Origin of the sequence: Franconibacter sp. IITDAS19 (genome assembly GCF_023079515.1) — a bacterium.
Lineage (GTDB): Bacteria > Pseudomonadota > Gammaproteobacteria > Enterobacterales > Enterobacteriaceae > Franconibacter > Franconibacter pulveris.
In genome coordinates this window covers 447,717-462,516 of record NZ_JALJCP010000008.1, presented here as the reverse complement: position 1 = coordinate 462,516, position 14,800 = coordinate 447,717, and the positions used below count along the sequence as shown (strand labels likewise).

14 protein-coding genes are annotated in these 14,800 nt (G+C 58.5%); 11 read left to right on the top strand and 3 right to left on the bottom strand.

All coding sequences use genetic code 11. From position 1 onward, the window contains the following. The first annotated feature begins 27 nt into the window (after positions 1 to 27). Positions 28 to 783, top strand: a complete 756-nt coding sequence (gene mlaA, locus MT962_RS19245; RefSeq protein ID WP_024558508.1) for a phospholipid-binding lipoprotein MlaA — start codon at positions 28 to 30, stop codon at positions 781 to 783. A gap of 149 nt (positions 784 to 932) precedes the next feature. Here mlaA and fadL read toward each other — a convergent pair whose 3' ends face one another. Further along, positions 933 to 2,294, bottom strand: a complete 1,362-nt coding sequence (gene fadL / locus MT962_RS19240) for a long-chain fatty acid transporter FadL (RefSeq protein ID WP_034882364.1) — start codon at positions 2,292 to 2,294, stop codon at positions 933 to 935. 358 nt (positions 2,295 to 2,652) lie between these two features. Here fadL and MT962_RS19235 point away from each other — a divergent pair, with 358 nt between their 5' ends. The 4 genes from MT962_RS19235 to sixA all read left to right on the top strand — a co-directional run bounded on the left by MT962_RS19235 (position 2,653) and on the right by sixA (position 7,266). Further along, complete coding sequence (locus tag MT962_RS19235) at positions 2,653 to 2,937, top strand: YfcZ/YiiS family protein (RefSeq protein WP_024558506.1); 285 nt, start codon at positions 2,653 to 2,655, stop codon at positions 2,935 to 2,937. A 174-nt stretch (positions 2,938 to 3,111) separates the two neighbouring features. Further along, positions 3,112 to 4,422: an acetyl-CoA C-acyltransferase FadI gene (gene fadI, locus MT962_RS19230; RefSeq protein ID WP_048888519.1), complete on the top strand. Its 1,311-nt coding sequence runs from the start codon at positions 3,112 to 3,114 to the stop codon at positions 4,420 to 4,422. Next, positions 4,422 to 6,584, top strand: coding sequence for a fatty acid oxidation complex subunit alpha FadJ (gene fadJ / locus MT962_RS19225; protein ID WP_024561605.1), 2,163 nt, complete (start codon positions 4,422 to 4,424; stop codon positions 6,582 to 6,584). Before fadI ends, fadJ begins: the two co-directional genes overlap by 1 nt. Before the next feature lie 193 nt (positions 6,585 to 6,777). Next, a complete protein-coding gene (sixA, locus tag MT962_RS19220; RefSeq protein ID WP_024558222.1) occupies positions 6,778 to 7,266 on the top strand; it encodes a phosphohistidine phosphatase SixA in 489 nt (162 codons plus the stop codon). Between the two features lie 105 nt (positions 7,267 to 7,371). Here the strand turns inward: sixA and smrB are convergent, their stop codons facing one another. Beyond that, positions 7,372 to 7,923, bottom strand: a complete 552-nt coding sequence (smrB, locus tag MT962_RS19215) for an endonuclease SmrB (RefSeq protein ID WP_024561606.1) — start codon at positions 7,921 to 7,923, stop codon at positions 7,372 to 7,374. Positions 7,924 to 8,088: 165 nt separating this feature from the next. On the opposite strand from smrB, the gene prmB reads away from it, so the two are divergent. The 6 genes from prmB to MT962_RS19185 all read left to right on the top strand — a co-directional run bounded on the left by prmB (position 8,089) and on the right by MT962_RS19185 (position 12,672). Next, on the top strand, positions 8,089 to 9,021 hold the full coding sequence (gene prmB / locus MT962_RS19210) for a 50S ribosomal protein L3 N(5)-glutamine methyltransferase (protein ID WP_247366230.1): 933 nt from the start codon (positions 8,089 to 8,091) through the stop codon (positions 9,019 to 9,021). A gap of 73 nt (positions 9,022 to 9,094) precedes the next feature. Beyond that, a complete protein-coding gene (gene aroC / locus MT962_RS19205; RefSeq protein ID WP_024561607.1) occupies positions 9,095 to 10,180 on the top strand; it encodes a chorismate synthase in 1,086 nt (361 codons plus the stop codon). Positions 10,181 to 10,184: 4 nt separating this feature from the next. Then, the gene (gene mepA / locus MT962_RS19200; protein WP_247366229.1) at positions 10,185 to 11,009 is read left to right on the top strand and encodes a penicillin-insensitive murein endopeptidase; all 825 of its coding nucleotides are present in this window, start codon (positions 10,185 to 10,187) and stop codon (positions 11,007 to 11,009) included. A gap of 10 nt (positions 11,010 to 11,019) precedes the next feature. After that, positions 11,020 to 11,817 carry a sulfite exporter TauE/SafE family protein gene (locus MT962_RS19195; RefSeq protein WP_024558227.1) on the top strand — a complete coding sequence of 266 codons (798 nt, stop codon included), beginning with the start codon at positions 11,020 to 11,022 and terminating at the stop codon, positions 11,815 to 11,817. Next, entirely contained in the window at positions 11,817 to 12,365 is a 549-nt protein-coding gene (locus tag MT962_RS19190) for an elongation factor P hydroxylase (RefSeq protein ID WP_024558228.1), read from the top strand. Before MT962_RS19195 ends, MT962_RS19190 begins: the two co-directional genes overlap by 1 nt. Positions 12,366 to 12,393: 28 nt before the next feature. Further along, positions 12,394 to 12,672, top strand: coding sequence for a YfcL family protein (locus tag MT962_RS19185; protein WP_024558229.1), 279 nt, complete (start codon positions 12,394 to 12,396; stop codon positions 12,670 to 12,672). A 112-nt stretch (positions 12,673 to 12,784) separates the two neighbouring features. Here MT962_RS19185 and mnmC read toward each other — a convergent pair whose 3' ends face one another. Next, the gene (gene mnmC, locus MT962_RS19180; protein WP_247366228.1) at positions 12,785 to 14,785 is read right to left on the bottom strand and encodes a bifunctional tRNA (5-methylaminomethyl-2-thiouridine)(34)-methyltransferase MnmD/FAD-dependent 5-carboxymethylaminomethyl-2-thiouridine(34) oxidoreductase MnmC; all 2,001 of its coding nucleotides are present in this window, start codon (positions 14,783 to 14,785) and stop codon (positions 12,785 to 12,787) included. Positions 14,786 to 14,800 lie beyond the last annotated feature (15 nt).

Below are 14,800 nucleotides of genomic sequence, written 5' to 3'. Positions count from 1 at the left end.
GCGCGACGACTTTACAGGGAGACTGAGATGAAATTTCGCCTGACCGGGCTTGCTCTGGCCGCCACGCTGCTGGTGGGCTGCGCCAGCTCTTCGCAAACGGAGCAGGGACGTTCGGACCCGTTCGAAGGGTTCAACCGCACCATGTATAACTTCAACTTTAACGTGGTAGACCCGTACGTACTGCGCCCGGTGGCGGTCGCCTGGCGCGATTATGTGCCGCAACCTGCGCGCAACGGCCTGAGCAACTTCACTGGCAACCTGGAAGAGCCGGCCGTGATGGTGAACTATTTCCTGCAGGGCAATCCTTACCAGGGGATGGTGCACTTTACCCGCTTCTTCCTCAACACCCTTCTGGGGATGGGCGGCTTTATCGATGTGGCGGGCATGGCGAATCCCAAGCTGGCACGCGAAGAGCCGCACCGTTTTGGCAGCACGCTGGGCTATTACGGCGTGGGCTACGGTCCTTATCTGCAACTGCCTTTTTACGGCAGCTTTACGCTGCGTGAAGATGGCGGCGACGCGGTGGATACGCTCTATCCGGTGCTCTCCTGGCTGACCTGGCCGTTGTCGGTTGGGAAATGGGCGGTGGAAGGGGTGGAAACCCGTGCGCAACTGCTGGATTCCGACGGCCTGCTGCGCCAGTCTTCGGACCCTTATATTCTGGTGCGTGAAGCTTACTTCCAGCGCCATGACTTTATCGCCAATGGCGGTAAACTCAAGCCGCAAGAGAACCCGAACGCCCAGGCGATTCAGGACGATCTCAAAGAGATTGATGCTGAATAAGCGATGGCAGAATGTGAAAAAGGCGAACTCCGGGTTCGCCTTTTTTATCGGCGCCGGTTGAAACCAGGCCGGTTTGCAGGGCAGGTAATATTCCCACGCAAAAGAAAAGGCGAGCCATCGGCCCGCCTTTTTTGATAAGTAAACCGCTATCAGAACGCGTAGTTAAAGTTCACGCCATACAGCCAGGCTTTACCTTCAGATTTGAAGGTATACGGGCCTTCGGTGAATTCCACGTGCTGACCATGCATATAAGAAATGCCGGCGTCCACGGAAGCATCTTTATTGAAGGCGTAAGTAGCGCCGGCGCTCAGCCACAGACGATCCTGGTCCGGAATAGAGATGGAGCGGTGATCGGCCGGCACCGGGCTGTCGTCAAACGCGATACCGGTGCGGAAGGTCCAGTAATCGTCCATGTAATAAGTGGTGCCCAGCGCGATGCGGTAAGCATCCCTGAAGTTCTCTTCTTTCTGGAACAGCGTCTGGCCGTTGCTGTTGGTCGCCTTCAGCTCTTCAAACTGGCTCCAGCTGGTGTAGGTCAGGCTGTAGTGTACGGCCCACTGCGGCGCCACTTTGTTATAACCGGAGATTTCCCACATTTCAGGCAGGTTCAGCGTCAGTGAGCCGCCCGTAGTGCTGCCGCCGGTGCCGTAAGGCAGACCCAGACCATAGGCGGCGTTAATCGGGTTAATCGCCGCAGGCAGGCTGCTCTTATAATCGCCGTCAAAGTCGATTTTTACTTCAGAACGGTAGGTAAAGCCGTAACGGTTATCTTTATCTACTTCATAAAGGATCCCCGCGTTCCAGCCGAAGCCCCACTCATCGCCTTTCAGATAGGCGATTTGAGTATCAGAACTGATGCCAGCCGCCTGGGCTGCAATAGCGCGCGCAGTCGCCGCAGGAATAAGACCCGCCTGCGCTTGTCTTGCAATGCCGCCCGCAAGCAGCTGCGGCAGATCGCCTGCGTAACGTTCAATCTTCGCGCGCGCATAAACTGCGTCGAAGCCCACGCCGAAGCTCCAGTGGTTGTCCAGGCGATAGGCGCCGCTTAAGTTAAGGTTAATGGTTTCGAGGTCAGTCTTGCCGCCCACAGAGCCAGCGGTATAGCTGTCGTTATATTCCGTCGCCAGGCCGTAGTTAGAGGTAACTGACGCGCCCCAGCCAAACTGCTCGTTAATCGGCGCCACGAAATGCAGGTTCGGCACCCAGGCGGTCGGCGCGATGTTGTCCGAGTCCAGGCTGCGGCCTGTCTGCGAACGGCCGGAGACGTTGACGTCCGGGTCTACAAAAATGGCGCCGCCGGAGAAGGTCGGGCGGTCAAACATCATAATCAGCGCCGGGTTGCGGCTTGCGTTGCCCGCATCATCGGCGATAGCGCCTTCCCCTGAATAGGCACGGCCCAGGCCAGAGGAAGAAAATTCGTTTAGCTGGAAACCTGCAGACCAGGCTTGAGAAGAGACGATTGCCACTGCGACCGCGAGAGCAGATTTGGTAAACAGGGTTTTCTGGCTCATGACCATAACCTCATCCATTTATTATTTTTAAATAATGTTACCTAAGGTAACAGGAGCGCGAAGTGTAGGGTCTGAGGTACAGCTTACAAATCAGACCAGTGGCGAGAGTATAGGTCCGACCAGCCGATATGTTGCAAGTATGTTTATAACATTTTTCAATTGTGATCTTCGAAACGCGATCCCGTCTGCAAAATTCGAAGCGGCGTCGATCATCAGGTTGGGTGAATTTTGCGTTAGATCATTTTTAATTGTGATTTCGGTCACTTATCGCCGCTTAAACAAAGTTAATGTGGAGGGTGAATTTCCGGCAGCGTAAAATAACCGCATCGTTTTTGCGTTATTAAAAGAGGAAATCACAATGAGTAAATGCAGTGCTGATGAAACCCCGGTTTGTTGCTGTATTGATGTGGGTACCATCATGGACAATACCGATTGTACCGCCTCTTACAGCCGCGTATTCGCAAGCCGCGCCGAAGCAGAGGAAACCCTGGCGGCCCTGACGGCGAAGGCCCGTGAAGTGGAGTCGGAGCCGTGTCAGGTCACGCCGCGCTTTACCGAGGTGGAAGGCGGCGTACAGATGGATATCGATTTTGTTTTTGCCTGCCAGGCGGAAACCATGATCTTCCAGCTCGGCTTGCGGTAACCCCTTCTTCTTAAAACGCCTTCTTTTTGCCAGGAAGGCGTTTTCTTTTGCCCCTCAATTCGTGTTTCGCCTCGCACTTTTTCCTCTCTCCGATTGGCTCAATGTAAATTTTTGGTTAAGAATGTTATCAGGTCAGACCACTTTTGCGCTTTAACGTTTTTACAGGGGAAGGTTATGAGTCAGGCATTACCGCTGGTCACCCGGCAGGGGGATCGCATAGCGATTATCAGTGGGTTACGTACCCCTTTCGCCCGTCAGGCGACGGCGTTTCACGGCGTTCCGGCGGTCGATCTCGGCAAGATGGTGGTCGGCGAACTGTTGACGCGCAGCGAAATCTCACCAGACGTCATCGAACAGCTGGTGTTTGGCCAGGTTGTGCAAATGCCGGAAGCGCCCAATATCGCTCGTGAAATTGTGCTTGGCACCGGGATGAACGTTCATACCGACGCTTACAGCGTCAGCCGCGCCTGCGCCACCAGCTTCCAGGCGGTAGCCAACGTCGCGGAAAGCCTGCTGGCGGGGACGATTCGCGCCGGGATTGCTGGCGGGGCGGATTCCTCTTCTGTGCTGCCGATTGGTGTGAGCAAAACGCTGGCGCGCACGCTGGTGGATGCGAACAAAGCGCGCACCATGAGCCAGCGGCTTAAGCTTTTTTCACGTCTGCGGATGCGCGACTTGCTGCCGGTGCCGCCAGCGGTAGCGGAATACTCCACGGGCCTGCGGATGGGCGATACCGCCGAGCAGATGGCGAAAACCCATGGCATTACCCGCGAGCAGCAGGATGCGCTGGCGCACCGCTCGCACCAACTGGCCGCAAAGGCCTGGGAAGAGGGGAAACTTGCGCAGGAGGTTATGACCGCTTACGTACCGCCTTACCGCGAACCCTTTAGCGAAGATAATAACGTTCGCAAAAACTCGACAATAGCCGATTACGCTAAGCTGCGCCCGGCATTCGACCGTCAGCACGGCACCGTAACTGCCGCGAACAGCACGCCGCTCACCGACGGCGCTGCGGCAGTTATCCTGATGACCGAATCCCGCGCCAGAGAGCTGGGGCTGCAGCCGCTGGGCTACCTGAGAAGCTACGCTTTTACCGCGGTCGATGTGTGGGAAGATATGCTGCTCGGCCCCGCCTGGTCGACGCCGCTGGCGCTGGAGCGCGCCGGACTTACGCTTAACGATATAACTCTGTTCGACATGCATGAAGCCTTCGCCTCGCAGACGCTCACGAATTTAAAAATGCTGGCAAGCGATCGTTTTGCCCGTGAGGTGCTTGGACGCGATCGCGCGACGGGCGACGTGGATGAGTCAAAATTCAACGTGCTGGGCGGCTCCATCGCCTACGGGCATCCGTTTGCCGCCACCGGCGCGCGCATGATTACCCAAACCTTAAACGAACTGCGCCGCCGCGGCGGCGGCTTTGGCCTGGTGACCGCCTGTGCGGCGGGGGGCCTTGGCGCGGCAATGGTGCTGGAGGCCGAATAATGGAATCGACATCCGCGTTTTATCTTCACGTTCGCCCGGATAACGTGGCGGTGGTAACTATCGACGTGCCGGACGAGAAAATGAATACCCTGAAGGCGGAGTTTGGTCCGCAGGTGCGCGCCATTCTTCGGCAAATTCGCGATAACAAAGCGCTGGAAGGGGTTGTGTTTATTTCCGGCAAGCCGGACAACTTTATCGCCGGCGCTGATATCAACATGATAGCCAGCTGCAAAACGGCCCAGGAGGCGGAAGCGCTGGCGCGCCAGGGACAGCAGATCATGGCGGATATTCATGCGCTGCCGATCCCGGTTGTGGCGGCGATTAACGGGCCGTGCCTCGGCGGCGGGCTGGAGCTGGCGCTGGCCTGCCATCGCCGCGTCTGCACCGACTCCCCTAAAACGCTGCTGGGCCTGCCGGAAGTGCAGCTGGGGCTGCTGCCCGGTTCCGGCGGCACTCAGCGCCTGCCGAGGCTGACTGGCGTTAGCACGGCGCTGGAGATGATCCTCGCCGGCAAGCAGCTGCGTCCGCGCCAGGCGCTGAAAGTGGGGCTGGTGGACGATGTGGTGCCATCCTCTATTTTGCTGGATGCCGCCGTAGCGCTGGTAAAAAAAGGGCGCGGCAACGGGCGGCGTTTGCCGGTGCGCGAACGCGTGCTCGCCGGGCCGCTGGGCCGTGCGCTGCTGTTTAAAATGGTGACAAAGCAAACCGAGCAGAAAACCCATGGCAACTATCCGGCGGCGCGGCGCATCATCGATGTCGTACGCACCGGGCTTGAGCAGGGGAGCGCGAGCGGCTACGACGCTGAAGCGAAAGCGTTTGGCGAGCTGGCGATGACGCCGCAGTCAGCGGCGCTGCGCGGTATTTTTTTCGCCAGCACCGAGCTTAAAAAAGAGACTGGCAGCGAGGCGCAGCCGAGGCCTCTTCGCGCAGTGGGCGTGCTGGGCGGCGGGCTGATGGGCGGCGGCATCGCTTATGTCACCGCCAGTAAGGGCAAGCTGCCGGTTCGCATCAAGGATATTAATGAAAAAGGCATCAGCCATGCGCTGAAATACAGCTGGGATCTGCTTGAGAAAAAGGTGCGCCGCCGCCATCTCAAAGCAACAGAGCGCGACAGCCAGATGGCGTTAATTTCCGGTTCCACCGATTACCGCGGCTTTCATCATCGCGATATCGTGGTGGAAGCGGTCTTTGAAGACCTGGCGCTCAAGCAAAAGATGGTGCAGGAAGTGGAGCAGCACGCCGCGCCGCATACGATTTTCGCCTCGAACACCTCTTCACTGCCGATTGGCGATATCGCTGCGAACGCGGCGCGGCCTGAACAGGTCATCGGCCTGCATTATTTTAGCCCGGTCGACAAAATGCCGTTGGTGGAGGTGATTCCGCACGCCGGCACCAGTGCGGAAACCATCGCCACCACCGTGCAGCTTGCCAAAAAGCAGGGCAAGACGCCGATTGTGGTGGCCGACTGCGCCGGGTTTTACGTCAACCGTATTCTTGCTCCCTATATGAATGAAGCGATGCGCTGCCTGATGGAAGGGGAGAGCATTGAACATATTGATGACGCGCTGGTGAAGTTTGGTTTCCCGGTTGGTCCGATCCAACTTTTGGATGAGGTAGGCATTGACGTAGGCACTAAAATTATCCCGGTGCTGGAAAAAGCGTATGGCTCCCGCTTCAGCGCGCCGCACGACGCCGTTGCAGCAATATTGAAGGACGATCGCAAAGGCAGAAAAAATGGCCGCGGTTTCTATCTTTATCCTGCGAAAGGGCGTAAAAGCAAAAAACAGCCAGACCCGGCTATTTATACGTTAACCGGCGTGAAGCCCGTCAACCGGCTTACCGGGGCGCAAATCGCCGAACGCTGCGTCATGATGATGCTTAACGAGGCGGCGCGCTGTCTGGATGAAGGGGTAGTGCGCTCGCCGCGCGATGGGGATATCGGCGGCGTGTTCGGCATTGGTTTTCCGCCGTTTCTTGGCGGCCCGTTCCGCTATATGGATAGGCTGGGCGCGGGTGAGGTGGTCGCGACGCTGCAACGTCTTACCGCCCAATATGGGGAGCGTTTCGCCCCTTGCGACAGGCTGATACGGATGGCCGAAGAACGCCTCGTTTTCTGGTCTGAATTGAACCAGAAGGAAAAAATTGAGGTCAAACAAGAGTAACATCCGCTGCGGATGAAGCGCCGGTCGGTCAGTTTGTAAACGTTGATTGACTATACTTGCAGCAATAAGGTAAAAAACAGCGTTTCATCTGAAGTACGGATCAGGCACAATGCCCGGCCGCCCTGATAACCTTACTGGTTGTGTTATACCCGAAGGGGAAAAGGGCGATTCTGGTTAACAAAAGCGGTGCAATATGCAAGTTTTTATCATGCGTCACGGCGACGCAGCACTCGATGCCGCCAGTGATTCGGTTCGTCCGCTAACCCATTGCGGTTGTGATGAATCCCGTCAAATGGCGACCTGGTTAAAAGGTCAAAAGGTGGATATCGAACGTGTTCTGGTGAGCCCTTTCCTGCGAGCCGAACAGACACTGGATGTCGTACGGGAGGCAATGAATTTGCCGGAAACACAAGACATCCTGCCGGAGCTGACGCCTTGCGGCGATGTTCATCTGGTAGGGGACTATCTGCAGGCGCTGGCGAAAGAGGGGATAGCCTCGGTGCTGGTGATTTCGCACCTGCCGCTGGTCGGTTATCTGGTCTCTGAGCTTTGCCCTGGCGAAACGCCGCCAATGTTCACCACTTCCGCTATCGCTAACGTTACGCTGGATAACGAAAGCGGCAAAGGGGTGTTCAACTGGCAGATGAGCCCCTGCAATCTCAGAATGAAAAAAGCGATTTAACGCCAGTCGCATGAAAAAAGAGCCGCTCAGTGCGGCTCTCTGCTTTTTTGGCCCGGCGCTATCTTTATATGCCCACCATCTGCTTTGCAGCGCGCAAACGTCGGCTTAGGGCAACTGCGGCGGCTGCCACTCTTCCACTTCAATCAGCACCACCAGCGCGGCGTCGCCGCCATACTCTTTCGGCGCCTGATGAAACGCCATCACGTGAGGATGCTGCGCAAGCCACAGCGGCGTCTGCTGCTTAAGAATATGTTTGCCGTGGCCGTGCATCACGCAGGCGCAAAAAACATGCTCGCGGCGGCAGGCGGCGATAAGCGCGCCCAGTTCCTGTTTCGCCTGCATCTGCGTCAGGCCGTGCAGGTCGAGAAACAGCTCGGGGGAGTAGTCGCCCCGGCGCAGCTTTTTCAGTTCGAAATGATCGACGCCCGGGCGCACGTAGCGCATCGGCCCGTCGCTGTTCAGCAGCGGCTGGAACTCATCGGAAAAATAGTGGCTGTTATCCACTTGCTCCTGCAACAGGCGCTTTGGCGGCACCTCGCTCAGTTTCTTACGCGGCGGCGGATGGACGATGGTGTCTTGCTTTATCTGGCGGGTTCCGCGCATCAACTCACGGAACAGCGCGCTTTCTTCCTCGCTCAGCGATGGCTTCTTTTTCATCTCGTTCTCGTCTTAAGCATTTTGGGGCAGTTTACCTGACTTCGTGCGCGTGCCAAATAAAACGCCCAATTCCCGGCCTGCCGCGTCGGCGAATGCTGATTTATCGCCGTCTTCATGGCAAACTAGCCGCCGAATGTAAACGCGGTGCGGCCTGCGGAGGGCAATGTGGATAAAATTTTCGTCGATGAAGCAGTTAATGAACTGCACACCATTCAGGATATGCTGCGCTGGGCGGTTAGCCGGTTTAGCGCGGCGAACATCTGGTATGGTCACGGCACGGACAACCCGTGGGATGAGGCGGTGCAGCTGGTGCTGCCCACGCTCTGGCTACCACTGGATATCCCGGAAGATATGCGCACCGCGCGCCTGACCTCCAGCGAGCGTCACCGCATCGTTGAACGCGTGATTCGCCGCGTTAACGAGCGTATTCCGGTGGCCTACCTCACTAACAAAGCCTGGTTCTGCGGCCACGAGTTTTATGTGGATGAGCGCGTGCTGGTGCCGCGTTCGCCCATCGGCGAGCTTATCACCAACCGCTTCGCCGGGCTGATTGACCATCAGCCGCAGCACATTCTGGATATGTGCACCGGCAGCGGCTGCATCGCCATCGCCTGCGCTTATGAATTCCCGGAAGCGGAAGTGGACGCAGTCGACATCTCCACCGATGCGCTGGCGGTCACCGAACATAATATTGAAGAGCACGGCATGATCCACCACGTTACGCCGATCCGCTCCGATCTCTTCCGCGACCTGCCGAAAGTGCAATACGACATCATCGTCACCAACCCGCCTTACGTGGATGAAGAAGATATGTCCGACCTGCCGGGCGAATACCGCCATGAGCCGGAGCTGGGGCTCGCTGCGGGCAGCGATGGGCTGAAGCTGGCGCGCCGCATCATGGCCTGCGCGCCGGATTACCTCACCGACAACGGCATTCTGATTTGTGAAGTGGGTAACAGCATGGTACATCTGATTGAGCAATATCCGGATGTCCCCTTCACCTGGCTTGAGTTTGACAATGGCGGTGATGGCGTCTTTATGCTGACCAAAGCGCAGCTTATCAGCGCGCGCGAACACTTCAGTATTTACCGGGATTAATCCGTACCTTGCGGGCCTGCGCGCCCGCATTCACTCCTTTCACATATAACGATGACAACGGTAAGGAGCCGTGATGGCAGGGAACAGTATTGGACAATTCTTTCGCGTAACGACCTTCGGTGAATCCCACGGTCTGGCGCTGGGCTGCATCGTGGACGGCGTGCCGCCGGGCATTCCGCTTACCGAAGCGGACCTGCAGCACGACCTCGACCGCCGCCGCCCCGGCACCTCTCGCTATACCACACAGCGCCGCGAACCGGACCAGGTGAAAATCCTCTCCGGCGTGTTTGAAGGCGTCACCACCGGCACCAGCATCGGCCTGCTGATTGAAAACACCGATCAGCGCTCGCAGGATTACAGCGCTATTAAAGATGTGTTTCGTCCCGGCCATGCTGATTACACCTACGAACAAAAATATGGCCTGCGCGACTACCGCGGCGGCGGGCGCTCCTCAGCGCGTGAAACCGCGATGCGCGTGGCGGCGGGCGCCATCGCTAAAAAATATCTGGCGCAGAAATTCGGCGTGCAGATCCGCGCCTGCCTGACGCAGATGGGCGATATTCCGCTGGAAATCAAAGCGTGGGATCAGGTGGAGCAGAACCCGTTTTTCTGTCCGGACCCGGATAAAATCGACGCGCTGGATGAACTGATGCGGGCGCTCAAGAAAGAGGGCGACTCGATCGGCGCGAAGGTGACTGTCGTGGCGGATGGCGTACCGCCGGGCCTCGGCGAGCCGGTATTCGACCGTCTTGATGCTGATATCGCCCATGCGCTGATGAGCATCAACGCGGTGAAAGGGGTGGAAATTGGCGAAGGTTTCGGCGCGGTGGCGCTCAAGGGCAGCCAGAACCGCGATGAAATCACCAAAGCGGGATTCCAGAGCAACCATGCGGGCGGCATTCTCGGCGGCATCAGCAGCGGCCAGCAGATCGTCGCGCATATCGCGCTGAAGCCCACCTCCAGCATTATGGTGCCGGGCCGCACCCTCAACCGCTTCGGCGAAGAGGTTGAGATGGTGACGCGCGGGCGCCACGATCCCTGCGTGGGGATCCGCGCGGTGCCGATCGCCGAAGCGATGCTGGCTATCGTGCTGATGGATCACCTGCTGCGTCAGCGCGCCCAGAACGCCGACGTCAGCACAACACTGCCTCGCTGGTAAACGCATGAAAAAAGCACTCTGCGCGCTGCTGGCTCTCTGTGCCAGCAGCGCGGTTTTCGCCGCCACACCGTGGCAAAAAATCAGTCATCCTATTCCCGGCAGCGCCCAGTCTATCGGCGCGTTTTCCAACGGCTGTATCGTGGGCGCGCAAGCGCTGCCGCTTAACGACGATGCTTATCAGGTGATGCGCACCGACCAGCGTCGCTATTTCGGTCATCCGGATCTGGTGCGTTTTATCCAGCGCCTCAGCGGTGAAACGCATCGCCTCGGTATGGGCACCGTCCTGGTAGGTGATATGGGAATGCCCGCGGGCGGACGGTTTAACGGCGGTCACGCCAGCCACCAGACCGGGCTTGATGTCGATATCTTCCTGCAACTGCCGAAAACGCGCTGGAGCGCCGCACAGCTGCTCAAGCCCCAGGCGCTGGATCTGGTGGCGCGCGACGGAAAATCGGTTGTGCCTTCATTGTGGAAACCGGAAATCGGTGGGCTTATCAAGCTTGCTGCGCTGGATGATGAAGTGACGCGTATTTTCGTCAATCCGGCTATTAAGCAGCAACTTTGTCTGGACGCCGGGCCGGATCGCGACTGGCTGCGCAAAGTGCGCCCGTGGTTCCAGCACCGCGCCCATATGCATGTGCGCCTGCGCTGTCCGACTGACAGCCTTGAGTGCGAAGAGCAAGCGCCGCCGCCGCCAGGCGATGGCTGCGGCGAGGAGCTGCAAAGTTGGTTTATCCCCGCCAAACCGGGCGGACAGGCGCCAGTGAAGAAAGCGCCACCACCGCCACCACCTTCCTGTCAGGCGCTGCTGGATGAGCATGTACTTTAAGGATAAGTAAATGGATCTCTTTATGGTTTCCCCGCTGCTGCTTGGCGTGTTGTTTTTCGTCGCCATGCTGGCGGGGTTTATCGACGCGCTGGCGGGCGGCGGCGGGCTGCTGACCGTGCCTGCGTTGCTGGCGGCGGGCATGTCGCCCGCGCAGGCGCTGGCCACCAATAAGCTGCAGGCCTGCGGCGGTTCAATCTCTTCCTCGCTCTATTTTATCCGTCGCGGCGTGGTGGATCTCAAATCGCAGAAGCTTAACATTCTGATGACCTTCATCGGTTCGACCACCGGCGCGCTGCTGGTGCAGCATGTGAAATCTGACGTGCTGCGCCAGATCCTGCCGCTGCTGGTTATCGGCATCGGCCTCTATTTTCTGCTGATGCCGCGCCTTGGCGAAGAGGACCGGCAACGTCGTCTCTATGGCCTGCCTTTTGCGCTGGTGGCCGGGGGCTGCGTGGGCTTTTATGACGGCTTCTTCGGCCCTGGCGCAGGCTCGTTTTACGCGCTGGCCTTTGTCACGCTCTGCGGCTATAACCTTGCTAAATCCACCGCTCACGCCAAGGTGCTGAACGCCACCTCGAATATTGGTGGCCTGCTGCTGTTTATTATCGGCGGCAAAGTGGTGTGGGGGACCGGATTTATTATGCTGGCGGGGCAGTTTTTGGGCGCCCGCCTGGGTTCAAGACTGGTGCTGAGCAAAGGCCAGAAGCTTATTCGCCCGATGATAGTGATTGTCTCGGCGGTCATGAGCGCCAAACTTTTATATGACAGCCATGGAACGGAAATTCTGCAAGCCTTAGGGATAAACTAATGAGTAAAGAACACCATTACCAACAGCTAATAGAGATATTCGACGGCTGCTTTGCCGGAGAATTTAATACCCGTCTGATTAAAGGCGACGATGAGCCTGTTTATCTTCCGGCTGACGACGACGCGCCTTACAACCGGGTGGTTTTCGCCCACGGTTTTTACGCCAGCGCTTTGCATGAGATTTCGCACTGGTGTATTGCGGGCAAAGCGCGGCGCGAGCTGGTGGACTTCGGCTACTGGTACTGCCCGGACGGACGCGACGAAGCCACGCAGCACCAGTTTGAAGATGTTGAAGTGAAGCCGCAGGCGCTGGAATGGCTCTTTTGCGCGGCGGCGAATTTTCCGTTTAACGTTAGCTGCGACAACCTGAGCGGAAATTTTGACCCGGATCGCATCGCTTTTCAGCGTCGGGTGCACGCTCAGGTGATGACCTATCTGGAGCAGGGGATCCCGACGCGCCCGGCGCGTTTTATCGCTGCTCTGCAAGATTACTACCAGACGCCGCCGTTTACGGCGGAGCAATTTCCATGGCCGGAAGACTTGTGCTGATCGCCATAGTACTGAAAGAGGAAAGAAGATGATCGCGGAATTTGAAGCACGCATTCTGGCGCTGATTGACGACATGGTAGCGCATGCCAGCGATGATGAACTGTTCGCCAGCGGCTACCTGCGCGGGCACCTGACGCTGGCGGTAGCCGAGCTTGAGCAGGGCGACGACCATTCGCCGGAAGCGGTGTATGCGAAAGTGACCAACAGCCTTGAAACCGCCATTCACGCCGGCGAGCTCTCCCCGCGCGACCAGGCGCTGGTGCTTGGCATGTGGGATAACCTGTTCCAGCAGGCGAAGTTGAAGTAACCCTCGGGGCTTAACTTGCATCGCTCCTCTTCCTGACGGGGAGGAGCGGTTCAGGTATGCGTGAACGCCCCCGGGCTGAAAAGCATAGCGCCTTTCCCACCCACTGCGACACTCACTTCACCGCTTTTCCTTTCAGCAGCTTTCGCACCCACAGACGGTTGGGGTTCAGCGCCGCAAGCGTTGCGCTATCCAGCGGCAGCGGGTCATTGTTCATTTGCGAAGCGAGAATTTCCGCAGCCAGCGGCGCGCTGCACAGGCCGCGGGAGCCAAGCGCGCCCAGCATAAACAGATTGGCATGAACCGGGGCGGGGGCGGCGTTTTCCGGCGCGGCGGCAAGCGTCGCGTATTGCGAAAGCGTGGCTTCGTAGTCCGCCACGTTGCCCACCATCGGCAAATGGTCGCGCGTTGCGCACCTTACGCCGCAGCGCGCTTCGCCGCCGCTGACATCAACTTCCTGCGTCCAGTCAGCTTGCGGCAGGCAGTCAATCAGCCGCTGGCGGTTATGCTGCTGATCCGCCTCGTTATAAACCATTTGCTCGCGTCCGCGATGATAGCTTGCGCCGATACAGTGCATGCCGTTGGCCGGGTTTTGCGGCGTCAGGTAACCGTCATAGCAGAGCACCTGGCGCAGCTTGCCAAGCGCTGGCGCGGTAGGAATATGGCTTACCTGGCCGCCGACCGGGTAAACCGGCAGCGGCGCCGTCTGTTCAAAGCGGCTTATCTGCCAGCCGTTCGCCAGCACGGCGGCCTGATGGTAAGCCTGCTCGCCGTTATCAAAATCGAGCCTCCAGCCGGTTTGCTCCTGCGCGAGCGCAGTAACGCGGCGACGATAACGCGTTTTTAACCCCAGCTTGCAGGCAAGCTCCAGCACGCCCGCCGTGAGTTGGGCGGGGCACAGCCAGCCGCCCTGCGCATATTCAATGCCGCCGCAGCCGGTGCCTACGCCCGCACGCGCTTCCACTTCCTGCGCCGTAACCGCCCGCGCCAGCGGCTGGGGCAAATCCAGGCTCAGCATCTGGTCAATCTTCTGCTGGCTTTTTTCATCGAAGCCGAGCTGCGTGACGCCGCACCAGTCGTGGTCGAATGACACCGGCAGGCTGTCGTAAAGACGACGCGCAAACGTAAAAGCAGCGGGGAAAAAGCGCGCCAGCGCGGCGTCGTGCTGGCTTAGCAGCGGATAAAGCGCGCCCTGGCGGTTGCCGGATGCGCCCTGAGCCGGAGCCTCATCTTCACAATAAAGCGTCACCTGCCAGCCGCGGCGTAACAGCGCGAGCGAGAGCAGGGCGCTGGCGATGCCGCCGCCGATAACCGCGGCTTCCCGGGCGGAGGCAGGCGAACGGGCAAACCAGGGCGTGCGCGAAACGGCGTCGTCTCGCTCTTCAAGGATGCCGGTCAGCATTTCGCGCTTGCGCCCAAAGCCTTTGCGCTTTTGCATGGTAAAACCCGCCTCCTGCAAACCCCGGCGTACAAACCCGGCTGAGGTGAATGTCGCAAGCGTGCCCTCTTTACGCGCCAGGCGCGCCATCGCCGAGAAGAGCTTCGGCGTCCACATATCAGGGTTTTTCGCTGGCGCAAAGCCGTCCAGAAACCAGGCGTCTACCTGCTGGTTGAGCGAATCATCCAGCTCATCGACAAGCGAGTTGATATCCCCAAACCAGAGATCGAGCGTGATGCGCCCGTCGTCCAGCAGCAAACGCTGGCAACCCGGCAGCGGCAGTGGCCATTGCTGCTGCAGCTTTTGCGCCCACGGCGCGAGTTCAGGCCAGTGGGCGTGCGCTTGCCTGAGATCCTGCGCGGTAAGCGGAAATTTTTCGAAGCTGATGAAGTGCAGGCGCTGAAGGGGCGCCTGCGGGTGGGCATGGCGAAAAGCGTCAAAGGCCTGCCAGAGCGTTAAGAAGTTGAGACCAGTGCCGAAGCCGCTTTCGGCGACGACTAACGACGAACGGGGATGCGTGAGGAAGCGTTCCGGCAAGTGATTGCCGCCGAGAAAAACATAACGGGTTTCTTCCAGCCCATTATCATTAGAAAAGTAAACGTCATCAAAATCTCGGGAAACAGGTGTACCCTCACTATTAAAGTCAAGGCTGGCCGGTTGTATCGCGTTAAGTTTCACGTAAGTTGCTCGTCT